This is a genomic window from Humibacter antri (assembly GCF_054777235.1).
On record NZ_BAAHAW010000006.1, the window covers coordinates 70,746 to 92,564 of the forward strand.

Annotated in this window: 15 protein-coding genes and 4 pseudogenes; 7 read left to right on the forward strand and 12 right to left on the reverse strand. The window is 68.5% G+C overall.

Going from position 1 to position 21,819, the window contains the following annotated elements:
• Positions 1 to 150: 150 nt before the first annotated feature.
• The 5 genes from ACYVDK_RS04000 to ACYVDK_RS04020 all read right to left on the reverse strand — a co-directional run bounded on the left by ACYVDK_RS04000 (position 151) and on the right by ACYVDK_RS04020 (position 5,347).
• The gene (locus tag ACYVDK_RS04000; RefSeq protein WP_460518288.1) at positions 151 to 1,275 is read right to left on the reverse strand and encodes a Gfo/Idh/MocA family protein; all 1,125 of its coding nucleotides are present in this window, start codon (positions 1,273 to 1,275) and stop codon (positions 151 to 153) included.
• On the reverse strand, positions 1,272 to 2,096 hold the full coding sequence (locus tag ACYVDK_RS04005; protein ID WP_460518291.1) for a ThuA domain-containing protein: 825 nt from the start codon (positions 2,094 to 2,096) through the stop codon (positions 1,272 to 1,274). Before ACYVDK_RS04005 ends, ACYVDK_RS04000 begins: the two co-directional genes overlap by 4 nt.
• A 146-nt stretch (positions 2,097 to 2,242) precedes the next feature.
• A complete protein-coding gene (locus tag ACYVDK_RS04010) occupies positions 2,243 to 3,103 on the reverse strand; it encodes a carbohydrate ABC transporter permease (protein WP_460518294.1) in 861 nt (286 codons plus the stop codon).
• Positions 3,100 to 4,053, reverse strand: coding sequence for a carbohydrate ABC transporter permease (locus tag ACYVDK_RS04015; RefSeq protein WP_460518297.1), 954 nt, complete (start codon positions 4,051 to 4,053; stop codon positions 3,100 to 3,102). The genes ACYVDK_RS04010 and ACYVDK_RS04015 overlap by 4 nt, the downstream gene beginning before the upstream one ends.
• Positions 4,054 to 4,117: 64 nt before the next feature.
• On the reverse strand, positions 4,118 to 5,347 hold the full coding sequence (locus ACYVDK_RS04020) for a sugar ABC transporter substrate-binding protein (RefSeq protein ID WP_460518300.1): 1,230 nt from the start codon (positions 5,345 to 5,347) through the stop codon (positions 4,118 to 4,120).
• A 407-nt stretch (positions 5,348 to 5,754) separates the two neighbouring features.
• Here ACYVDK_RS04020 and ACYVDK_RS04025 point away from each other — a divergent pair, with 407 nt between their 5' ends.
• The 3 genes from ACYVDK_RS04025 to ACYVDK_RS04035 all read left to right on the forward strand — a co-directional run bounded on the left by ACYVDK_RS04025 (position 5,755) and on the right by ACYVDK_RS04035 (position 10,048).
• Positions 5,755 to 6,804, forward strand: a complete 1,050-nt coding sequence (locus ACYVDK_RS04025) for a LacI family DNA-binding transcriptional regulator (protein WP_460518303.1) — start codon at positions 5,755 to 5,757, stop codon at positions 6,802 to 6,804.
• Positions 6,805 to 6,945: 141 nt separating this feature from the next.
• Positions 6,946 to 8,136, forward strand: coding sequence for an apurinic/apyrimidinic endonuclease family protein (gene xylA, locus ACYVDK_RS04030; RefSeq protein ID WP_460518305.1), 1,191 nt, complete (start codon positions 6,946 to 6,948; stop codon positions 8,134 to 8,136).
• A 253-nt stretch (positions 8,137 to 8,389) separates the two neighbouring features.
• Complete coding sequence (locus ACYVDK_RS04035) at positions 8,390 to 10,048, forward strand: FGGY family carbohydrate kinase (protein ID WP_460518308.1); 1,659 nt, start codon at positions 8,390 to 8,392, stop codon at positions 10,046 to 10,048.
• Between the two features lie 227 nt (positions 10,049 to 10,275).
• Here the strand turns inward: ACYVDK_RS04035 and ACYVDK_RS04040 are convergent, their stop codons facing one another.
• The gene (locus ACYVDK_RS04040) at positions 10,276 to 11,391 is read right to left on the reverse strand and encodes a glycerate kinase (protein WP_460518311.1); all 1,116 of its coding nucleotides are present in this window, start codon (positions 11,389 to 11,391) and stop codon (positions 10,276 to 10,278) included.
• A 92-nt stretch (positions 11,392 to 11,483) separates the two neighbouring features.
• Between ACYVDK_RS04040 and ACYVDK_RS04045 the strand changes: the two genes are divergently transcribed.
• Both ACYVDK_RS04045 and ACYVDK_RS04050 read left to right on the forward strand, forming a co-directional pair.
• The gene (locus ACYVDK_RS04045; RefSeq protein WP_460518313.1) at positions 11,484 to 11,711 is read left to right on the forward strand and encodes an AbrB/MazE/SpoVT family DNA-binding domain-containing protein; all 228 of its coding nucleotides are present in this window, start codon (positions 11,484 to 11,486) and stop codon (positions 11,709 to 11,711) included.
• The gene (locus ACYVDK_RS04050) at positions 11,704 to 12,117 is read left to right on the forward strand and encodes a type II toxin-antitoxin system VapC family toxin (protein WP_460518316.1); all 414 of its coding nucleotides are present in this window, start codon (positions 11,704 to 11,706) and stop codon (positions 12,115 to 12,117) included. The genes ACYVDK_RS04045 and ACYVDK_RS04050 overlap by 8 nt, the downstream gene beginning before the upstream one ends.
• Positions 12,118 to 12,145: 28 nt before the next feature.
• Here the strand turns inward: ACYVDK_RS04050 and ACYVDK_RS04055 are convergent, their stop codons facing one another.
• The 5 genes and pseudogenes from ACYVDK_RS04055 to ACYVDK_RS04075 form a co-directional block, all read right to left on the reverse strand.
• Positions 12,146 to 13,003 (reverse strand): sugar phosphate isomerase/epimerase family protein, encoded by an 858-nt coding sequence (locus tag ACYVDK_RS04055; RefSeq protein WP_460518319.1) that lies wholly within the window; start codon positions 13,001 to 13,003, stop codon positions 12,146 to 12,148.
• 311 nt (positions 13,004 to 13,314) lie between these two features.
• Positions 13,315 to 14,475 (reverse strand): annotated as a pseudogene (locus ACYVDK_RS04060) (dihydrodipicolinate synthase family protein); the annotation flags it as partial.
• A 176-nt stretch (positions 14,476 to 14,651) separates the two neighbouring features.
• Positions 14,652 to 15,860, reverse strand: a pseudogene (locus ACYVDK_RS04065) (Gfo/Idh/MocA family protein); the annotation flags it as partial.
• Between the two features lie 305 nt (positions 15,861 to 16,165).
• Positions 16,166 to 16,648: pseudogene (locus tag ACYVDK_RS04070) on the reverse strand (ATP-binding cassette domain-containing protein); the annotation flags it as partial.
• A 120-nt stretch (positions 16,649 to 16,768) separates the two neighbouring features.
• Positions 16,769 to 18,812 (reverse strand): annotated as a pseudogene (locus tag ACYVDK_RS04075) (excinuclease ABC subunit UvrA); the annotation flags it as partial.
• Positions 18,813 to 19,058: 246 nt separating this feature from the next.
• On the opposite strand from ACYVDK_RS04075, the gene ACYVDK_RS04080 reads away from it, so the two are divergent.
• Positions 19,059 to 19,811, forward strand: a complete 753-nt coding sequence (locus ACYVDK_RS04080) for a ThuA domain-containing protein (RefSeq protein WP_460518322.1) — start codon at positions 19,059 to 19,061, stop codon at positions 19,809 to 19,811.
• A gap of 386 nt (positions 19,812 to 20,197) precedes the next feature.
• Here ACYVDK_RS04080 and ACYVDK_RS04085 read toward each other — a convergent pair whose 3' ends face one another.
• Positions 20,198 to 21,067, reverse strand: coding sequence for an SDR family oxidoreductase (locus ACYVDK_RS04085; RefSeq protein WP_460518325.1), 870 nt, complete (start codon positions 21,065 to 21,067; stop codon positions 20,198 to 20,200).
• Positions 21,068 to 21,152: 85 nt separating this feature from the next.
• Between ACYVDK_RS04085 and ACYVDK_RS04090 the strand changes: the two genes are divergently transcribed.
• Positions 21,153 to 21,770: a TetR/AcrR family transcriptional regulator gene (locus ACYVDK_RS04090; protein WP_460518328.1), complete on the forward strand. Its 618-nt coding sequence runs from the start codon at positions 21,153 to 21,155 to the stop codon at positions 21,768 to 21,770.
• Positions 21,771 to 21,819: the final 49 nt, after the last annotated feature.

Here is a 21,819-nt window from a genome sequence, read left to right on the forward strand (position 1 = left end):
CGAACCGCTTCGACGACCATAAAAGGTAATGGGCCTCTTCGTCAAGATGCGACCGGTGTCACCCGGATAAGGGACCGGCCCGGTCCTGAACGTGCAAAAGGGCGCGCACCCTCGAGGAAGGGGGATGCGCGCCTTCTGCGGGACGGACGGTCAGGCGGCGGTAGGCGTGAGCCTCGCGGCGGCCGATCCCCAGGCAGACAGGGCTGCCCGCACGTCGTCGCGCTGCTCTGCGGCGAGCGCCTGCGCGTAGGCATTATCGAGCACGTCGGCCAGAAGCACGGTGCGCTCTTCCGCGGCCGAGCGCACCGCGGCCTCCACCATCGCCAGGCTGTGCACGTTGGAGTGCACATCGCCCGATGGCGGCGTGCCGGTTCGGAGCGCTTCGACGAACTCGTCGAGCGCGCCCGCGATCTCGGACCGCGAGCCCGGAACATTGGCGGGCTCAGTACCGCCGCCATCCGAGTACTCCACCCTCGGGGCACCCTCACCGTCCCAGGTGGCGCTGCCCCGCGCCCCGCTGACCCGCCAGGAGCCGTTCCACGACGTCTCCAGGCCCTGGCTGCACCAGCTTCCGGTGTACGAGAACCGGGTTCCGCCGGCGAAGACGAATGTCGCGGACGCCGCGGCATCGCCGCGGAACCAGCTCCACTGCGGGTTGAACGTGCGGCAGTCGACCGAGATCGGGTCGGCGTCGAGCAGGTAACGGGCCACGTCGAAGGCGTGGATCGCCATGTCGACGAGCAGCGGATGCTCCATCTCATCGCGAAAGCCGCCGAAGTGCGGGCCTTTGAAGAACTCGGTGGTGACGATGCCGATGTCACCGAGAGTTGCCGTCACGGCCTTCAACTGCGCCAGCTGCGGATAGTAGCGCCGGGACTGACTCGTCATCAGCAGCTGCCCCGACACCTCCTCGGCGGCGATCAGTGACAGCGTCTCGGCGACGGTCGGCGCGATCGGCTTCTCGCAGAGCACAGGAAGCCCCAAAAAGAGCGCCTCAGTATTCACCGCATGGTGCGCGGGCGGCACGGTCACGTCGATCACAGCCTGCGCGCGCGAGGCGGTCACCACCTCGGCGAGCACCGCGCCGACAACGACATCGAGCCCGCGCTCGGCCGCGGCACGACGGGCCAGGTCGAGGTCGAGGTCGACCAGGCCGACCAGCGCGACGTCGGGCGATTCGCCGAGCACGCGCATCCATGCCCGTCCCATGTTCCCCGCACCGACGAGCACGACCCGCAGCGGCCCCTCACCGGTGACCCGTTCGAAGCCGCTCATGCCGCGTCGTCGCTGTTCTGGTCGTCGGGCCGGCCGTCGTTGTTGTGCAGCGCGCCCTGGTATCCGCGCCCGTTGAAGAAGTCGCCCGACTCGTACCGCAAGAGGGTCGGCAGGGCCCTGCTCGAACGATCGGATGCCGCCCACGCGACTCCGTTCGCGATCACGCGACGCACGTCCTTGTGGTGATACACCGGGAAGTCCTGGTCGCCGGGGCTGAAGTAGAAGATCTTGCCGTTGCCGCGACGGTAGGTGATGCCGCTGCGGAACACCTCTCCTCCGCTGAACGAGCTGATGAAGACGATCTCGTCGGGCCGCGGCACATCGAACTGCTCCCCGTACATCTCCTGCTGCGGGATCTCGATCGGATGCGGCACGCCCTGCGCGATCGGATGCGTCGGGTCGACCGTCCACACCAGCTCGCGGTCGTTCTCGCTGCGCCAGCGCAGCGTGCACGTCGTGCCCATCAGCTTCTGGAAGATCTTCGACCAGTGCCCGGAGTGCAGCACGACCAGCCCCATGCCCTCCAGCACGTGCCGGTGCACACGCTCGACCACCTCATCGGAGACCTCCGCGTGCGCGGCGTGGCCCCACCAGGTGAGCACATCGGTCTGCGCCAGCCGCTCCTCGGTGAGCCCGTGCTCCGGGTCGTCGAGAAGCGCCGTCGAGACCGAGACCGAATCGCCGAGATTCTCCTCGATGCCCGCCCTGATGGCGTTGTGCATGCCGTCGGGATAGAGCTCGGCGACGTGCTGCTCTACCTGCTCGTGGCGGTTCTCTCCCCAGACGACGACCCGGAGCGGGGCGGATGCGGTGGTGTTCATGTTTCTCTCCTGCTGGTGAATGGCGGGCTGGTGGGTGGCCGACTCGTGGATGGCGGACTGGTGGGTGGCGGAGTGGTCGATGGCCGACTCGTGAAGGGCGGCCCTGATGACTACGCGTTCGGCGGGCAGCGATGCTCGCTGACCGGCTACTTGATGGCGCCGCCGAGCGCCCCGGCGGCGATGTACTTCTGCGCGAGGACGAGCAGAACGCCTGCGGGGATCGACGCGATCACGGCGGTGGCCATCACCGGGCCCCATTGCGACACGTTGGCCCCGATGTAGTTGTAGATGCCGAGGGTGATGGGTCGCACGGCGGGCGTGCTCGTCAGCGTCAGGGCGAACAGGAAGTCGCCCCACGCGCCGAGAAACGTGAACAGCGCGGCGGTGATGATCGCGTTCTTGCTGATCGGTACGACGATCGACAGGAATGCCCTGAAGTTGTTCGCGCCGTCAACGAGCGCCGCCTCGACGAGGCTTTGCGGAATGGATGACATGAACGCCCGCATCAGGATGATCGCGAACGGGATCTGCGCGGCGCTGTCGGCCAGGATGAGGCCGATGTACGAGTTGAGCAGGCCCCAGTCGTTGAACAGCGCGTACAGCGCGTTCGCGATCACGATCGTCGGGATCATCTGCGTGATCAGCAGCACGAAGACGAACACGGTCATCCCCTTCATGCGGAAGCGCGCGAGCCCGTACGCGGCGGGGGTGGCCACGATGAGCGTGAGCACGACCGAGCTGATCGCGACGATGAGGCTCGTCACGAGGTTGGCGCCCTGCTGCTGGAAGGCCTGCTCGTACCCGGCGAAAGTGGGATGGATCGGGAACCAGTCCGTGTTCGCGGCGCCGGAGTTGCCCTGCAGGCTGCTGTTGATCATCCAGTACACCGGGAACACCATGATGGCCAGGAAGACGATGCCCAGCACCGTCATGGGCCACGTGCGGCGGTGCTTGCGGTGCTCGGTGCGCGCACCCGCCGGCAGCACTGACGCCAGTGTCGCGGTCATTCGTCGACCCCCTTGCGGTTCATGTAGAGGTACACGATCGCGAACAGCAGCGACACGACGATCAGCACGTTGCTGATCGCGGCGCCCTGCCCGAACGCGAACTGCACGAACGAGTTCTGATAGGCCCAGGTGGCCAGCGTCTGCGTGGAGTTCGCCGGCCCGCCGCCGGTGAGGCCCAGGATGATGTCCACCACCTTCAGCGTGTACACCACCCCGAGCACGATCACGACGCTCACGACGGAACGGATGCTCGGCCACGTGATGTGCCAGAACGCCTTCCAGCCGGTCGCCCCATCGAGCGCCCCCGCCTCGTACAGCTCCTCCGGCACGGCCTGAAGGCCGGTATAGAGGATCGTCGTGTTGAACGGGATCCCTAGCCACACGTTCACTCCGATGACGGCGACCAGCGCGAGGCTCGGACTGACCAGCCACGGCACCGGATGCACGCCGAAGACGGCCAGGAACTGGTTCAGCGCGCCGCTGCCCTGGTCGAGTATCCACTTCCACACCGCGGCCGAGGCGATCAGCGGAATCAGCCACGGAAGCAGCAGAAGCGAGCGCAGGAATCCGCTGAGCGGGAAGTGCCGCTTGAAGAAGAGCGCGAGCGCGAGCCCGATGCCGAACTGCAGAACGATCGAACCGATCGTGAACAGCACCGTATTGACAACGGTGGTCGCGAAGACCGGGTTGCTGAAGACGCTGACGTAGTTGGCGATCCCCACCCACGGCGCCTCACCGGTGTAGAAGGTGGCAGTCGTGTAGTGCTGCAGCGACATCACCACGTTCTGCACGATCGGGTAGCCGAAGAACACCAGCACGAACAGGATCGCGGGGGCGACGAACAGCCACCTGGTCAGGTAGCGGCTCACGCGCGGCCTGCGCCCAGGCGCCCGCCCGCCTCCTTTCGCGCCGGCCGTGCTTCGCTCGAGGCCCGCATCCACTGAGGTCATCTCACGCTCCTTCGCATGATCGGATGTCCGTGGCCGGCAGGATCGCGCCGGCCACGGAGTCGGCCTACTTGTTCTGCGCCTGCGCCTGCTGCAGAGCGGCCTGCGGGCTCGCCTTGCCGGTCAGCGCCAGCTGCACGGCCGTGTAGATCGCCGTCGCGGCCGTCGGCCACTTCGGACCCAGCTCCGCCGTGCGTGCGCGAGCGGTCTTCACGGTCTCGACGAAGGACTCGACCTGCGGATGAGACTTCGCCCACGTGGCGGCCGAAGTCTCATCGGAAGGCACGTTGCCCGAGATCTTCGCGATCTTGAGCTGCGTCGCTGGCGTGTTCAGGCACTCGACGAACTTGCCGGCCAGGCCCATCTTGGTCTTGTCGCCGGTGTTGGGCACGTTGTAGGTCTCGCCGCCGAGCGGGGAGACGACCTTCTGCGACGTGGTGCGCGTCGGAATCGGCACGCTGGCGAAGTTGAGGCCCTTCGTCGCGCCCAGCACAGGCAACTGCCACGGACCGTTGATCATCATCGCGGCCTTGCCTGCGACGAACTGGTTGTTGACATCCTGCTGGCTCCAGTTCACCGAGCTCTTCGACATCGACCCGTCGTTCTGCAGGTCGACGTCGAACTGCAGCGCCTGCGCCGCAGCAGGGGTGTCGATGTTCTTCTCGTTGCCGCCGTTCGTCCAGAAGAACGGCAGGAACTGCCAGGTGCCCTCGTACGTGTTGATGTTGCTCATCGCGAACCCGTACACGCCCTTGCCCTGGTCGGTCAGCTTCAGAGCCGCAGCCTTCAGCTCGTCCCACGTCTTGGGCGGTGTGACGCCGGCAGCCTTGAGCATGTCGACGTTGTAGTAGAGCGCGATCGAGTTGATCACGGGCGCGAGTCCGTACAACTGGCCCTGGTAGGTGCCGGCCTTCACCACGGCCGGCACGTCGCCCTTCGGCGCACTGACGCCGTAGTTCTTCAGCGGGGTGAGCGCACCAGATGCCGCGATCTGCTGCACGTCGGGGTTGTCGAGCATGAGCACGTCGGGCAGCGTCTTCGAGGATGCCTGCTGCAGCACCTTCTGAATCAACGATGCGCCCGCCACGTGCACCGGGTTGACCTTGACTCCGATCTGAGTGCCGCAGTCCTTGTAGACCGAGTTGTACCCGCTCATGCTCGGATTCGAGGAGTAGTAGTCCTCGATGGTGAGCGTCTGCTTGCCGCCCGAGCCGCCGGACCCCGACGAGCAGGCCGCCAGCGACAACGAGACGACAGCCGCCCCGGCGATCGCCGCGACGATGCGTGACTTCTTCACGAGTGAGCTCCTTTGCTTCTTTCAGAAGGTCTTCGCCATCACCCGACGGCGAGTTTGTGGCCGTCTCATGACGGCGATCCCCGCCATCGTTCGAGGGCGAGTTGTGCCGCCTCAAGACGGCGATCCCCCGCCATCGTTCAACGACAGGTCAAGCGCTTGACCGGCAGATCAAAAGAAGAGCCGGATGTTCTGGGGAGGACCTCCGGCAAGTGCTTTCAGGCATTCTGGACACGGTCGACGAGCAAAGTCAAGCGCTTAACCAAATTCAGCACGACTCGGTGCGATACTTGCCGCGAGTCAGTAACGCGACGCACGTCAGCAGTGCGACGCACGTCAGCAGTGCGACGCGAGTCAGCGTGCGACGCACGTCAGCAGCACAGCGAGTCAGCAGCAGAGCAAGAGAGGCAGTGCCCGTGGTCACGATGCAGCAGGTGGCGGACCACGCCAACGTCTCGATCTCCACCGTGTCGTTCGTGGTCAACAACACGAAGCCCGTCACTCCTGAGACGCGGACCCGCGTGCTGCGCGCGATCGATGAACTCGGCTACCGGCGCAACTCCATGGCACGAGCACTCGCCAGCCGCAAGTCGCGCGTGATCGCGCTGATCTATCCGCTCCTCGATCATCGGCACCACCATTCGTTCGTGGATGCCGCCGCCACCGCCGCCGAGGAACGCGGCTACAACCTCGTGCTGTGGCCGATCCACAGCGACAACGTCTCCGCCGAGATCGCCTCGCTCATCCAGGCCGGATTCGCCGACGGCGTGCTGCTCATGGAGGTGCAGCTCGAAGACGAGCGTGTGGCGCACCTGCAGCAGGCCGGTGCCCCGTTCGCGCTCATCGGTCGCACCAGGGATCTCGACGGCATCGATTACGTCGACATCGACTTCGAGCGATCGGTCGAGCAGGCGGTGGATGACTTCGCCGCACTCGGGCACCACGACATCAGCCTCATCATCGAGGACCTCTCGAACACGCCGCTGGCCGGCTACGCGCCTCCGGTGCGCGCCGAGCAGGCGTTCGAGGAGGCGATCCGGAGCACGGGACTGAACGGCGCGCTGTTCCGCGTGCCGCAGGAGCGGGCATCCATTCTCGCGATCACCGACGAGATCGCCCGGCGAGCACCGCAGACCACGGCCGTGATCGGCATGCACGACGACGCCACGTTCGCGCTGGTGAACGGCCTGCGCCATCGCGGCATACGAGTTCCACAGGATGTCTCGGTCGCCGGCATCGCCAGTTCCACGTCGCTGGCGACGCTCACCGATCCGGCACTGAGCACCTATGACGCGCCGGGCTCCGAACTGGGGCGACTCGCCACGGAGGCGCTGATCGACCGCCTGGAAGGCCGGGATGCCCCGCCCACGCAGGTGCGCATCGCATGCACCCTCGTTCCGGGCGCGTCGACAGGCCCGGCGCCCGTGGGACGGCCGCCGCTGACGGTCGGCGGCCGGTAGCCACGACCGCCGCGCGCCCGCCGCGCCCCACACGCCACCACCGTGGGCTCCGAACCCGAAGCGGCTCTCGACCCGGCCCGCGGCATCTGATATGTTTGGCCGCGAAACAAATACTCATCGACGACGCTGAAGGACCTTTCCATGGCAGTCACGCCCACCCGCGAAGACAAGTTCTCGTTCGGTCTCTGGACCATCGGCTACAACGGCAGCGACCCGTTCGGCGGCCCGACCAGGCCACCCCTCGACGTCGTCGAAGCCGTCGAGAAGCTCAGCGCGCTGGGCGCATACGGCCTGACCTTCCACGACGACGACCTGTTCCCCTTCGGCTCCAGCGATGCCGAGCGTCAGAAGCAGATCGACCGCCTCAAGCAGGCGCTGGCCGACACCGGCCTCATCATTCCGATGGTCACCACGAACCTGTTCTCCGCACCCGTCTTCAAAGACGGCGGATTCACCTCCAACGACCGTCAGGTGCGTCGCTTCGCGATCCGCAAGGTTCTGCGCCAGCTCGAGCTCGGTGTAGAACTCGGGGCCAAGACGTTCGTGATGTGGGGCGGACGCGAGGGTGCGGAGTACGACTCGGCCAAGAACATCCAGGCCGCTCTCGCCAGGTATAAGGAGGCGGTCGACTTTCTCGGCGAGCACGTGCTGGAGCAGGGCTGGGACATCCGGTTCGCGATCGAGCCGAAGCCGAACGAGCCGCGCGGCGATATCCTGCTGCCGACCGTCGGACACGCGCTCGCCTTCATCGATTCGCTGGAGCATCCGGAACTCGTCGGCCTGAACCCCGAGGTCGGCCACGAGACCATGGCGGGCCTGAACTTCGCGGCGGGCATTGCGCAGGCGCTGTACCACGGCAAGCTCTTCCACATCGACTTGAACGGACAACGTTCGATCAAGTACGACCAGGACCTGGTGTTCGGCCACGGAGACCTGCACAACGCGTTCGCCCTGGTCGACCTGCTGGAGAACGGCGGACCGAACGGCGGGCCGGCATACGATGGCCCGCGCCACTTCGACTACAAGCCGAGCCGCACCGAGGACTTCACCGGCGTGTGGGACTCCGCCGAGGCGAACATGCGCACCTACTTGCTGCTGAAAGAACGGGCCGCGGCGTTCCGCTCCGACCCCGAGGTTCAGGAGGCCCTGGCGGCCGCGAAGGTCGCCGAGCTGGAGCAGCCCACGCTGCGCGCGGGCGAGACCGTCGCGTCGATCACCGCCGACCGCTCGGCGTACGAGGACTTCGACACCGACGCGTACTTCGGCGGCAAGGGCTTCGGGTTCGTGCGCCTGCAGCAGCTGGCGACCGAGCACCTGCTCGGCGCCCGCTGACGCCGCGCGCTGACGCCGCCCGCTCCGGCCGCGCGCTGACGCCGCGCGCTCACGCCGCGCGCTCAGCGCGGGCTGTATCGCGAAGCTGAGCCTGTACCCGCGACGTAAGCCGCAGCGAGACTAGGCGTATGCGCCGAGACCAGGTGCACAGCGCCTGGTCTCGGGGTGTACGCCTAGTCTCGCTTCGTTCGAGCAGTACCGGTCGGCCTCAGACCGATCTCGGTCATGCTCACCCACCGTAAGGAATCAACCCATGACACTGATCGCGGGCGTCGACTCGTCGACGCAGAGCTGCAAGGTCGTGATCCGCGACCTGGTGACCGGTGCGCTGGTGCGCTCCGGTCGGGCGTCGCATCCAGACGGTACCGAGGTCGATCCGGCCGCGTGGTGGTCCGCGCTGGGCGCAGCGATCGCCGACGCCGGCGGGCTCGACGATGTCGCGGCGATCTCGGTCGGCGGGCAGCAGCACGGCATGGTGGTGCTGGATGCCGACGGCCGCGTCATCCGCGACGCTCTCCTCTGGAACGACACGCGCAGTGCCGCCGCGGCCGCCGCGCTGACCGACGAGGTGGGGGTGGCGGAGTACGCGCGCCGCGCAGGGTCTGTGCCGGTGGCATCCTTCACCGCGACGAAGCTGCGCTGGCTGAGAGATGCCGAGCCGGCCAACGCGGCCCGTGTCGCGGCCGTGGCCCTGCCGCACGACTGGCTCACCTGGCGGCTTCTCGGGTATGGGCCCGAGGATGAGTCGCCGCTCGGCCCGCGGCTCGACGCCCTCGTCACCGACCGGTCCGACGCCTCGGGAACCGCGTACTGGTCCCCCGCCGCGAACGGTTACGACCTCGACTTGTTCGAGTCGGCGCTCGGCCGACCGGGACGGGTCGCCGTCGGAGTCGCCTCCGACGGGTTCGCGGGCACACCGGGCACACCTTCTGGCAGCGAGAGCTCGACCCACGATGCGCCGACCGCCGAGCCGGCGGTCGGCGGTCGGCCCCCATCGCCGGTTTCGGCCGAGCCGCGAAGCGGATCGGCCGGTCGAGCGATAGGGAGCGTCGCGGCAGACGGAAATGGCCTCCACCTTCAGCTCCCGCGCGCCGTCGTACTGCCACGGGTGCTCGGACCGAGCGATTCGGCGGGCATGACCGCGGAGCAGCACGGCGATGTCGACGTTCGCGCCGGCCTCGTCGTCGGCCCCGGCGCCGGCGATAACGCGAGCGCCGCACTCGGGCTGGGCGCGGCATCCGGTGACGTGGTCGTCTCGCTCGGCACGAGCGGCACCGTGTTCGCGGTGACCGACGCGTCTGTGCCCGACTTCAGCGGGTCGGTCGCCGGCTTCGCGGATGCCTCCGGCCGATTCCTGCCGCTCGTCGCCACCCTGAACGCCGCCCGCGTGCTGGGCACCGTGGCCGATCTGCTCGACGTGGACTTCGAGGAGTTCGCCGACCTCGCCCTGCGCGCGCCGGCCGGTGCCGAAGGCGTCGTGCTCGTGCCGTACTTCGAAGGAGAGCGCACGCCGAACCTTCCGAATGCGAAGGCGAGCGTGCATGGTCTCTCGATCGCATCGAGCCGCCGTGAGAACCTGGCGCGTGCCGCCGTCGAGGGCATGCTCGGCGGTCTCGCCGCCGGGCTGGATACCGTGCGCACGGTCGGAGTGCGCGAGCAGCGACTGCTGCTGATCGGCGGCGCGGCGCTGAACCCGGCCGTGCAAGCCGTCGCCGCGCAGGTCTTCGACGCTCCTGTCGTCGTTCCCGCGCCGGGCGAGTACGTGGCGAACGGGGCAGCCGTGCAGGCCGCGTGGGTGCTGACCGGCACGCACCCGGAGTGGCCGCTCGAGGTGGCGGCCGAGCCGAAGCCGGACTTCCGGCCGATCATCCGTGAGCAATACGCCCGCTATGCGCGGCTCGCCGCGCTGTAGTACCCGCTGTCGGCCATCGCGGCACTCGACTCAGCCGGCGACGCGCACACCCACATCCGCAGAACAGGCAGGAAAGCGCCTACCACGCGAGAACAGGCAAGATCTGCCTGTCCTCGCTTGAGGTGCCTGCGTTACACCGGGCGGAGCCGGCTGCGTTGCACCGAGCGGAGCCGCCTGCGTTGCACCGGGCGGAGCCGGCTGCGAGAGCACCGGCCGCGCGCTGACCCCTACGGACGGATTCGAGCCACCAGGCGACGGCCTGCCTCCCGCAACCATGGGCGCGGATCGGCGATTGCAAGCTCCGACGATCCGGCCAGCTCTGTGAGCGACTCGGCTGCCACGACTCCGCTCACGGTCGCGGTGATCGCACCGGCCACGAGCGCGACCGGCACGCCGGCCAACGCGGCGCGAGCGGCCACGACGGCCGGCGCCTTGCCGGAGCCGGTCTGGGCGTCGAAGCGCCCCTCCCCGGTGATCACGAGGTCGGCGCCGGCCAACGCGGCGTCGAGACCCACGGCATCCGCGATCGTCGTCGCCCCTGACACCAGCTCCGCTCCCCACGCGAGCAGGCCGAAGCCCGTGCCACCAGCGGCCCCGGCACCCGGCGTGGCCGGATCCACGTCGACGATCGGCCGAACGACCCGCGACCACGCGGCGAGCGCGGCGTCGAGCTGGTCGCGCATGCGGGCATCCGCCCCCTTCTGCTCGCCGAAGACGTGTGCGGCACCGGATGGCCCGAGCAGCGGATTCGTCACGTCACTGAGCACGAGCGCCCCGGCGGGTGGGAGCGGTCGCAGACCGGTGAGGTCCACGGAGGCGATGTCGGTGAGCGATCCACCGCCCGGTCGTACGGGCTCGCCCCGAGCGTTCAGAGGGCGGGCGCCGAGGGCGACCAGCGCGCCGATTCCGCCGTCGGTCGAAGCGCTGCCGCCGATGCCGAGCAGCAGCCGCGAGACGCCGTGGTCGAGCGCATCTGCGATCGCCTGCCCGAAGCCCAAGGTGTGAGCGCCGAACGGGTCGAGGCGTTCGAGCAGCGGGAGTCCGCTCGTCTCGGCGAGCTCGACCACCCCGATGCCGCCGGGCAGGCCATCGGTGGCGGGCAGCAGCATCCAGGATGCCTGCACCGTCAGCCCGACGGGACCGGTCACCTCGATCGGCACCCGCTTCGCCTCGGGCACGGCCAGCTCGAACGCGTCGAGCGTTCCCTCGCCCCCGTCGGCCATCGGCAGTTCGATCACCTCGTCACCCGGTCGCGCCTCGCGCCATCCGGTCGCGATCGCCTCGGCAACCTGCACGGCAGAGGCCGACCCTTTGAACGAGTCGGGGGCGATCACGATACGCATGGCGTTCACTCTGCCGTGTTTTCGGTTCATACGGCGCGGTGCGAGGAGTAGTATCGGGTATTACACGCGATACGTATCACTGGAGAGTTTCTATGCGATTGAACACCAAAGGACAGGTCACCATCCCAGCGGAGCTTCGACAACGCCATGGCTTCCGCCCGGGCGACGAGGTCGAGGTGGTAGAAGACGGCTCCACTCTGCGCATCGTGCATTCTTCCGCCGCCTCCACCAAGGGTGAACGCATCGTCGACGGCATGCGCGGACGAGCCACCACGACCTTGAGCACCGACGAGCTGATGTCCCTGCTGCGTGATGAGTGAGGCCACGCTGATCGACTCCAACGTGCTTCTGGATGTGTTCACGCAAGACGGGGTCTGGGGCGATTGGTCGAGCGATCGGATCGCAGAGGCGCTGGACGCGGGCCCGGTCATCATCAATCCGCTGGTATACGCAGAAGTCTCGACCGGCTTCGACGACGTTGGTGAACTCGACTTGGCTCTTCCCGCAGGTTTCTTCACTAGGGAGCCCCTTCCTTGGTCGGCTGCCTTCCTCGCCGGGAAGGCGTTCCTGCGCTATCGCCGGCGCGGCGGCCCACGGCGGTCGCCGCTGCCCGACTTCTATATCGGTGCGCATGCCGCGGTCGCCGGGCACCGCCTCCTGACGCGTGATCGGGCGCGCTACGCGACCTACTTCCCGACGGTAGAACTCATCGCCCCGCCGACCTGATCAATGACGTTCACCCGTGCGTCGCACCTCAGAGATGTGGTCCGATGACGCGGGTGAACGCCGCAGAGGTCTCCGCCGCGACCTCGGCGTAGGGGCGCGCCCAGACATCCGCGTTGAAGATCTCGCACTCGATGTCGCCGTCGTACCCGGTCGCGGCCACGGCCCGCGTCAGCAACCCGAAGTCGATGTGACCGTTGCCCGGCACGCCGCGACCGAGCAGCACGTCCGCCGGAAGCGGCGTGAGCCAGTCGCACACCTGGTACGACGCGATCCGGCCGAGCCGGCCGGCACGGGCGATCTGCGGCAGCACGTCCGGGTCCCACCACACGTGGTACGTGTCGACGACGACGCCGACCGACGGGCCGGCCTCGACGGCGAGGTCGATCGCCTGCCCCAGCGTGGAGACCACCGCGCGGTCGGCGGCGAACATCGGATGCAGCGGCTCGACGGCCAATGTGACGCCGCCGGATGCCGCGAACGGCTCGAGCGCGCCCAGTGCGTCGCGCACCCTCTCGCGAGCGCCGGCGAGGTCGCGCGATCCGGTCGGGAGGCCGCCCGCGACGAGCACGAGCACGGCGGCAGACCCCTCGGCCCCTGCCTCGGCCAGCGCGGCCGTCTCCTCGATCGCACGCCGGTTGTCGTCGAGCGCGGCGAGTCGATCCGGTCCGTCCGGCGTCGTGAAGAACCCGGCTCGGCAGAGGCTGGAGACGCGCAGGCCGGAGCCGGCGATCAGGCGGGCGGCGGCATCCAGTCCGATGTCGGCGACGGGCTCACGCCAGACGCCGATGCTCTGGATGCCTGCGCCCTTCGTCGCCTCGATCGCCTCGGCGAGCGACGCGTGCTTCACCGTCGCCTGGTTGAGCGAGTACCTCGGATGCGCGCTCACGCCTGCACCTCGCTCGAGTCGGCTTCGACAGGACCGGTTTCGCTCCCTGGCCGCACGGCCGTCACGTCGCTTCGCGACGCGCCGGAACCGGCGTCCGGGGGCCCCGGCTCAACCAGCGGGTGCAGCGCACCGGTTTCGACAGGCTCAACCGGCGGGAGCCGCGCACCGGCTTCGACGGGCTCAACCAGCGAGTGCCGCACACCGGTTTCGACAGGCTCAACCAGCGGGAGTGGCACACCGGTTTCGACGGGCTCAACCAGCGGGAGCGGCGCACTGGACCCGAAGTGACCGACCAGCGGTGCGCTCGACACGATGCCGTTCAGTGCGAGCAGCCCGTTCCACCGCGCCGCCGCGAGCTCGGGGCGCTCGAGCGCCCCCGACCCGTTCGCCAGTCGCACGATCTCGGAGAGATGCGGAATGCTGCGCGCCGAGTGCAGGCCGCCTACCATCGCGAAGGACTCCTGGTGCCCGTTCAGCCAGCTGAGGAAGGCGATGCCGGTCTTGTAGTAGAACGTGGGCGCGGCGAACACCTGCCGGCTGAGTGCCTCGGTGGGACGCAGGATGCGCTCGTACGCATCCGGGTCGTCGTCGTCGAGCGCACGGATCGCCCGCGACGCCACCGGCGCGATCGCGGCGAAGGCGCCGAGCAGTGCGTTCGAGTAGTGGCCGTGACTTTCACTGCCATCCCCCGCGACGAGGTCGACGTAGTTGAAGTCGTCGCCGGTGAACATCGTGACGGTCTCGGGCAGGCGCGATCGAACGGAGATCTCGGCGTCGGCATCCAGCAGGCTCATCTTCAGGCCGGACACCCTGTCGGCGTTCGCCTCGATGATGCGGATGACCGTGTCGGCCGCAACCTCGAACGTGTCGCCGAAGTACCCCTTCAGCACCGGGTCGAACGCCTCGCCCAACCAGTGCAGCACGACCGGCCCGCCTGCGCGCTGCAGCACGGCGTTGTAGACGCGCACGTAGTCCTCCGGCGTCTGCGCGGCCCGTGCGAGATGCCGCGAGGCCATCAGCACGACGCCGGCGCCGGCATCCTCGGTGGACTGCAGCTGCGTCAGGTAGGCGTCGATGACCGCTTCGAGCGAGATCATCTCCTCGTCGATGTGGTCCGTGTTCACCCCGACCACGAGCGCACCGCCGACGGATGCCGCCTCCTTCGCACTAAGCGAGATCAGTTCGCGGGTGGCCGCGGGGTCCAGCCCCATGTTGCGCTGCGCTGTGTCCATCGCGTCGGCGACGCCGAGACCGTGCGACCACAGGTGGTGGCGGAACGCGAGGGTTGCGTCCCAGTCGAGATCGGCCGGGGCGCCCGGCACGTTCTCGGCATGGGTCTTCGGGATGACGTGGGCCGCGGCAAACGCGACTCGCGACTTGAGCGGCGTGGCGGGCGGCAGCGTCGCCTCGTGCTCCACGATGGGCTCGGTGCTGAGTGCGCCGTCGGATGCGACGAGCAGCAGATCGGTCACCGCGCCGCAACGCTTTCCCGAACTGCGCCGTCCGGAGCGGCACCTTCCGGAGCGGCGCCGTCCGTGGCGGCGTCTTCCGGCATCGCACCGTCCGGATCGGCGCCTTCCGCAGCGGCATCTTCCGGGGCGACACCGTCCGGATCGGCGCTTTCCGGTGCGGGCGCCGGCACGCGCAGGCTCTCGGCCGTCACGGCCGGGATGTCGACCCGCGCACCGGTTCGGGAACTCTCCAGCCCCTTCTCGGCCATGAGCACACCGCGTGCGCCGGAGAGCAGGTCGTAGGGGAACGGCGCGTCCTCCGCAACGTGGCGGATGAACTCCTCCCACTGCACCTTGAAGCCGTTCTCGAACGCCTCGGCGCCGGCCGGATCGAGATTCGGCACCTCGTGCCAGTCGCTCGCGTAGTCGTGCGCGTCGGGAATGTCGGGGTTCCAGGTCGGGCGCGGCGTCGCATTTCGCGGCTGGATCTTGCAGCCGAACAGCCCCACGACGGCGCTGCCCAGCGTGCCATCCACCTGGAACTCGACCAGTTCGTCACGGTTCACGCGCGTCGTCCAGCTGGAGTTGAGCTGCGCTGTGATGCCGCCGGCGAGGTCGAACACGGCGTAGGCCGCGTCATCCGCCGTGGCCCGGTAGCGGCGCCCCTGCTCGTCGACGCGCTCCGGGATCTCGGTGACCGCGCGAGCGTACACCGACTCCACGCGGCCGAACAGGTACTCCAGCACGTAGTTCCAGTGCGGGAACATGTCGACGATGATGCCGCCGCCGTCTTCGGTGCGGTAGTTCCAGCTGGGGCGCTGTGCGGGCATCCAGTCGCCCTCGAACACCCAGTAGCCGAACTCGCCGCGCACCGAGAGGATGCGCCCGAAGAACCCGGAGTCGATCAGCCTGCGGAGCTTGCGCAGGCCGGGCAGGTACAGCTTGTCGTGAACGACGCCGTTCTTCACGCCTGCCGCATCGGCGAGCCGTGCCAGCTCGAGCGCCTCCTCGAACGTCTCCGCCGTGGGCTTCTCGGTGTAGATCGCCTTGCCGGCGGCGATCGCCTTGCGCAGAGCGGATGCCCGTGCCTTCGTCACGAGAAAGTCCGAGTACACCTGCCACCGGTCGTCTGCCAGCGCGGCGTCGAGGTCGGTCGTGTAGTGCTCGAGCCCGTGCCGCTGCGCCAGTTCGGCGAGCTTGGCCTCGTTGCGGCCGACCAGCAGCGGCTCGACCTGCACGCGGCTCCCGTCGGAGAGCTCGACGCCGCCCTGCTCACGGATCGCGAGGATCGAGCGCACGAGGTGCTGCCGGTAACCCATGCGCCCGGAGACGCCGTTCATGATGATGCCGATTGTCGACTCTGACACGGGGGTTCTCTTTCGTCGTTGTGGTGCGGTGTGCGTCATTGTGCGCGTGCGACGTCACGGGATGCTCGCGACTGGGAAAGCGCTTACCACAAGCTACCAGCACACCCGTGCGTTGTCACGTCCGGATCGCACCGATGCCGCAGACCGCAGACCGCAGACTGCACGCCCGCCCCGAGACGGCGGGCTTTTCCCGCAGTCTCGGGGTGCACGTGCAGTCTCGGGGCGGGCGGGCGGTCTCGGGGCGGGCCCTTCCCGCTGTCTCGGGGTGCACGTGCAGTCTCGGGGCGGGCGTGCAGTCTCGGGGAACGGGGCGGGCGTGCAGTCTCGGGGAACGAGGCGGCCGCTCAGCCCCCTACGTACTCCGCGAGGTGCTCGCCGGTGAGCGTCGAGCGGCCGGCCACCAGCTCGGCGGGAGCTCCCTCGAACACGACGCGGCCGCCGTCGTGGCCGGCGCCCGGCCCGAGATCGATGATCCAGTCGGCGTGGGACATCACAGCCTGGTGGTGCTCGACCACGATCACCGACTTGCCCGCGTCGACGAGTCGGTCCAGCAGAGCGAGCAGCTGTTCGACATCCGCCAGATGCAGCCCGGTGGTCGGCTCGTCGAGGATGAGCACGCCGCCCTTCTCCCCCATGTGCGTCGCCAGCTTGAGGCGCTGCCGCTCGCCACCGGAGAGCGTCGTGAGCGGTTGGCCTATCGTCAGGTAGCCGAGGCCGACATCCGCGAGCCGGTCGAGGATGGCAGCTGCCGCCGGCGTGCGCGCAGGGCCCGCGGAGAAGAACTCGCGGGCTTCGAGCACCGACATGCCCAGCACCTCGCTGATGTTCTTGCCGCGGCCGCCCTCGCTGCCGCCGTCGCCCGACCCCGCCATCGCTGCCGCCGTCGCCCTCGCCCTTGCCGTCGCCGTCGCCGTCGCCGTCGCCGTCGGCAGAATCGCGCTTGCCGCCCGACCCGCCGAGCGTGTACTCGAGCACCTCCGCGCTGAACCGCTTGCCGCCACACTCCTCGCACACCGTGGACACCGTCGCCATGATGCCCAGATCGGTGTAGATCACCCCCGCACCGTTGCACACCGGGCACGCGCCCTCGGAGTTCGAGCTGAACAGGGCCGGCTTCACGCCGTTCGCCTTCGCGAACGCCTTGCGGATCGGGTCGAGCAGTCCGGTGTACGTCGCCGGATTGCTGCGCCGCGATCCCTTGATCGGCGTCTGATCCACCGTGACCACGCCCTCGCGCGGCGACACCGAACCCGTGATGAGTGAGCTCTTTCCCGACCCGGCCACGCCGGTGACCACCACGAGCACGCCGAGCGGAATGTCGACATCCACGTTCTGCAGGTTGTGCGTGTCCGCCCCGCGCACCTCGAGCGCCCCGGATGCCTGCCTCACCGACTCCTTCAGCGTCGCGCGGTCGCCGAGGTGGCGGCCGGTGACCGTGTCGCTCGCCCGAAGACCGTCGACGGTTCCCTCGAAGCAGATGGATCCCCCGCCCGCGCCCGCGCCGGGACCGAGGTCGACCGCGTGGTCCGCGATCTCGATCAACTCCGGCTTGTGCTCGACGACGAGCACCGTGTTCCCCTTGTCGCGCAGCCGCAGCAGCAGCCGGTTCATGCGCTGCACGTCATGCGGATGCAGGCCGATGCTCGGCTCGTCGAACACGTACGTCACGTCGGTGAGCGCGGAACCGAGGTGGCGGATCATCTTGGTGCGCTGCGCCTCGCCGCCGGAGAGCGTGCCCGTGGAGCGGTCGAGGGTGAGGTATCCGAGTCCGATCTCGACGAAGGACTCCAGCAGGTGCAGGAGGGACTTCAGCAGTGGCGCCAGCGGACGGAAGCGACTGTCGCCTGCGCCGTCCGCGGCTGCTGCGCGGCCCGAACCGTCCGCACCACGCGTGCCCGAACCGCTCACCCCTGGACCGCTCGCGCGGGCGACGAGGCCGCGCACCCACTCGGTGAGGTCCGTGATCTGCATGCTGCAGGCATCCGCGATGCTGACGCCGTCGATCTCGGACGACCTCGCGCCCTCATTCAGCCGTGTGCCGCCGCATTCGGGGCAGGTGCCGAACGTGATCGCGCGCTCGACGAACGCGCGGATGTGCGGCTGCATCGCATCGAGATCCTTGGAGAGGAACGACTGCCGGATGCGCGGGATGAGACCCATGTACCAGACGTTGATGCCGTTGGCTTTGCTGCGAAGCGGCTCCTTGTAGAGCAGGTCGTTCAACTCGCGCTTGCCGTATTTCGCGATCGGCTTGTCGGGGTCGAGGAAGCCCGATTCGGCGTAGATGCGCACGTACCAGCTACCCGCTGTGTGGTTGGGCACCAGCAGCGCGCCCTCGTTCAGCGACTTGCTCGCGTCGTACAGCCGGGCGAGGTCGAAGTCCTGCACCGTGCCCCGGCCCTCGCACCGCGGACACATGCCGCCGGTCACGCTGAAGCTACGACGCTCCTTCGTCGCGCCGCCCTGCGCGCGGTCGATGGTGATCGCCCCGCTGCCGCTCACCGATGCCACGTTGAACGAGTACGCCTGCGGCGATCCGAGGTGCGGCTCACCGAGGCGGCTGAACAGAATGCGCAGCATCGCGTTCGCGTCCGTGGCGGTGCCGACAGTGGAGCGCGGATCCGACCCGATGCGCTCCTGATCCACCGTGATCGCCGTGGTCAATCCCTCGAGCACGTCGACGTCCGGCCGCGCCTGCGACGGCATGAAGCCCTGCACGAACGCGCTGTACGTCTCGTTGATGAGCCGCTGCGACTCCGCAGCGATGGTGCTGAACACCAGGGAGCTCTTGCCCGAGCCGGAGACTCCGGTGAACACGGTGAGCTTGCGCTTGGGCAGCTCGACGTCGACGTTCTTCAGATTGTTCTCGCGCGCGCCGTGCACGCGGATGGTGTCGTGGATGTCGGCGGCCGCGGCGGCGGGTTGCTCCGCGTCGGGTTCCTGCGCCGAACCGGATGCCTGCGCCGAGGCACTGGACGAGGTCACGTTCATGCTGCCCAGGCTAGGTCGTGCCGGGGCGCGGCGCTTCTCCGTTCGTGCTCTGCTCGTGCCCTACCCCTCACGCGCCGGCGATTGCGCCAGTTCTTCGTGATTGCGCCACATCACCTGGCGCAATAGCGGCGATATGGCGCAATCACGGCAAAGTAGCGCGATTGAAGCGGAGCAGATCACGGCACGATACAGGGAAAGCGGTTGCCGAACTAGGCTGGCCCGACACCGCCAGTCGTGAGGAGCCCCATGAGTGCGAACATCGTCGTCGTCTCCGGAAGCGGGCGCTATGGCGACCCGTGGCATCCGCTCGCCGAGACGTCCGCACGCGTCGCCGACGTGCTGCGCGAGGGCGGCCACGCGGTGACCGTCACCGACGATGTGGATGCCTGCCTCGCCTCGCTCGCCGATCCACGACCGAGCGAGGCGGCCGAGAACGACGTCGACCTGCTCGTGCTGAACGTGGGCGCAGGCCGCACTCCCGAGGAGCGGGCGGTCGTTCAGGCATCCGACCGACGTGAGCCGCAGCCACTCTCGAGCACGGATGCCGCCACTCGCAAGGGCCTGCTCGCACACATCGGCCGTGGGCGCCCGGTGCTCGCGCTGCACGTTTCGAGCACCTGCTTCGGATATATGCCTGAGTGGGAATCCGTTCTGGGCGGCATCTGGATGCGGGGCACGAGCATGCACCCGCCCTACTCGCTCGCGCGCATCGAGGTGGCGACGGATGCCCACCCCATCACCGCAGGCATCCGCGACTTCGAGCTGTACGACGAGCGCTACTCGAAGCTGCGAGTCTCACCGCGGTCGCAGCAGCTCGCATGGCACGACTTCGAAGGTGCCAGGCATCCGGTGCTGTGGGCGCACCGCTCTGCGGATGCCCGCATCGTCTACGACGCGCTCGGCCATGATGCAGCCTCCTACGACTCCCCTGAACACAAGGCGATCCTGCGCAACGCCGCGACCTGGCTGCTCGGCGGTGCCGCCGGTACCGCCGGTTGAGTCCCCCTCCGACTGGCCAAGCACCCCCTCGCTGGACGGGCCAAGCACCACCCTCGCTGGACTGGCCAAGCACCACCCTCGCTGGACTGGCCAAGCACCCCCGCTGGTTGAGCTTGTCGAAACCTCTGCCCACCGCAGTTTCGCGCTCGCCCCCAGCCATCCGCCACTGCGCCCCGCGCGGAGCCCCCGGCGTTGGGGCCCAAGCTCGACCCGCGATACGAGCTCAACCCGCGATACGAGCTCAACCCGCGATACAAGCTCGACCCGTGGTTTCGACGAGCTCAACCCGCGATACAAGCTCGACCCGCGGTTTCGACAAGCTCAACCCGCGACACAAGCTCAACCCGCGGCAGTCGCCCAACCCGCGGGCAACCCGCGGCACCCGCTCAACCCGCGGCCAGCCCCCGCAGGTAAGGCTCCAGCCGCCGTGAGCCGAACGGCTCGCCCACCGCGTCGACGGCGAGCGACTCGAGGAAGAACCGCGTCAGGTTGCCCATGCGCGGTGACCCCCGATCGGCGGCCCACTCCATGCTGCGGGCGACGCCGTCACCGACGCGCAGGATGCGCGGCCGCCGTCCGACGATCTGGAAGACGAGTTCTTCGAGTTCGCGGTAGCTGAGGATGTCGGGCCCGCCGACATCCCACGCGCCCGCCTCATCGCCCATCAACTTGTCAACCACGAAGGCGGCGAGATCGGCGCCGTGGATCGGGTTGATCTTCGAACTGCCGGCGCCGAGTGTGAAGCCGATGCCGCGCTGGGCCATCCGGAGAAAGTCGGAGATGTCGGAGAAGTATCCGGATGGATTGACGATCTGCGGCGCGACCGCGCTCCGTGCCAATGCTTGTGAGAACGCGTACTTCGAGCGCATGGTCAGCGACGTGCCGGAGTCGCTGTGCAGCACGTTGACGTAGGCGAACGACTTCAGCCCGTGCCGCTCGGCGTCTTCGAGCAGCCGCAGGTTGCCCAGGAAGTCGACGTTCCAGGGGCTCGCCTTCTGCCTGGTGACACCGAGCGCGGAGACGATGCGATCAGTGCCTGCGCAGGCATCCTGTACGGTCGCCGGATCCGTGAAGTCGATCGTGCGCCACTCGTCGACCAGGCCGCGCAGGCCCGGGGCGCCGGCCGTACCCGGGTGCTCGGCGCGTTCGCGTGACCGCACCAGCGCTCGAACCCGGTGACCTCGCTCGTGCAGAACCTCGACCACGTGCCTTCCGACGTATCCGGTCGCCCCTGCGACCACCACGTTCTCGCCCATGCACCACCCGCACTTCCAGCGCCGTGTTCGCGCCTTTCGATAATTCCTGTACCAGTCGGTACAGGAATACCTTATGATGAAACGGATGCCTCGTCCACCCCGCCCGCTCGACCCCGCCCGATCACAGCGCCTGCTCGTCGTCGCCGGTGAGGCTTTCGCCGCCGACGGATTCGATGGCGCGTCACTGAATGACATCCTGGGCAGCGCCGGCATGGGAAAGAGCTCGTTCTACCACCGGTTCGCCGACAAGGCGGCACTGCACGACTGGGTCGTGCGAACGATGGCGAATGCCATCCTCACCGGCGTGCGAGTGCCCGACCTCGCGGCGCTGACCGCGGCATCCTTCCGCCCCGAGCTCTCCGACCTGCTGGCCCGGTTCCAGCGGCTGGTGGCCGAGCGGCCCGACCTGATGAGCCTCGGGTCGATGTTCCACGATTCGGCGGACGCGCACGAGGAGCGTGCCATCGCGCACGTGCGATCGGCCGTCATGGGCTGGGTCGGCGATGCTCTTCGCGCCGGGCGCGAACTCGGCGTCGTCCGCTCCGACCTGCCGGCCGATCTGCTGTCCGCGTGGGCCGTCTCGTCCCTGACGACGATCGATCAGTGGGTGCTCTCCGCCGACGCCCCACTCGCCACTCGTGCCGCGGCATCCACCACCGCGATCGACGCCCTGTGGAACCTGCTCGCGTCGCCGGAGTTGTGACCGCCCCCGGTCACCCTCGGTGCCCGGCAGTGCCTGATCTCACCCGCGG

What these genes read in the sequence shown, in the direction of transcription:
- ACYVDK_RS04005 (WP_460518291.1), bottom strand. Translation starts at nt 2,096, where the DNA reads ATGAACACCACCGCATCCGCCCCGCTCCGGGTCGTCGTCTGGGGAGAG.
- ACYVDK_RS04090 (WP_460518328.1), top strand. Translation starts at nt 21,153, where the DNA reads ATGCCTCGTCCACCCCGCCCGCTCGACCCCGCCCGATCACAGCGCCTG.
- ACYVDK_RS04085 (WP_460518325.1), bottom strand. Translation starts at nt 21,067, where the DNA reads ATGGGCGAGAACGTGGTGGTCGCAGGGGCGACCGGATACGTCGGAAGG.
- ACYVDK_RS04040 (WP_460518311.1), bottom strand. Translation starts at nt 11,391, where the DNA reads ATGCGTATCGTGATCGCCCCCGACTCGTTCAAAGGGTCGGCCTCTGCC.
- ACYVDK_RS04035 (WP_460518308.1), top strand. Translation starts at nt 8,390, where the DNA reads ATGACACTGATCGCGGGCGTCGACTCGTCGACGCAGAGCTGCAAGGTC.
- xylA (WP_460518305.1), top strand. Translation starts at nt 6,946, where the DNA reads ATGGCAGTCACGCCCACCCGCGAAGACAAGTTCTCGTTCGGTCTCTGG.
- ACYVDK_RS04080 (WP_460518322.1), top strand. Translation starts at nt 19,059, where the DNA reads ATGAGTGCGAACATCGTCGTCGTCTCCGGAAGCGGGCGCTATGGCGAC.
- ACYVDK_RS04050 (WP_460518316.1), top strand. Translation starts at nt 11,704, where the DNA reads ATGAGTGAGGCCACGCTGATCGACTCCAACGTGCTTCTGGATGTGTTC.
- ACYVDK_RS04015 (WP_460518297.1), bottom strand. Translation starts at nt 4,053, where the DNA reads ATGACCTCAGTGGATGCGGGCCTCGAGCGAAGCACGGCCGGCGCGAAA.
- ACYVDK_RS04045 (WP_460518313.1), top strand. Translation starts at nt 11,484, where the DNA reads ATGCGATTGAACACCAAAGGACAGGTCACCATCCCAGCGGAGCTTCGA.
- ACYVDK_RS04010 (WP_460518294.1), bottom strand. Translation starts at nt 3,103, where the DNA reads ATGACCGCGACACTGGCGTCAGTGCTGCCGGCGGGTGCGCGCACCGAG.
- ACYVDK_RS04000 (WP_460518288.1), bottom strand. Translation starts at nt 1,275, where the DNA reads ATGAGCGGCTTCGAACGGGTCACCGGTGAGGGGCCGCTGCGGGTCGTG.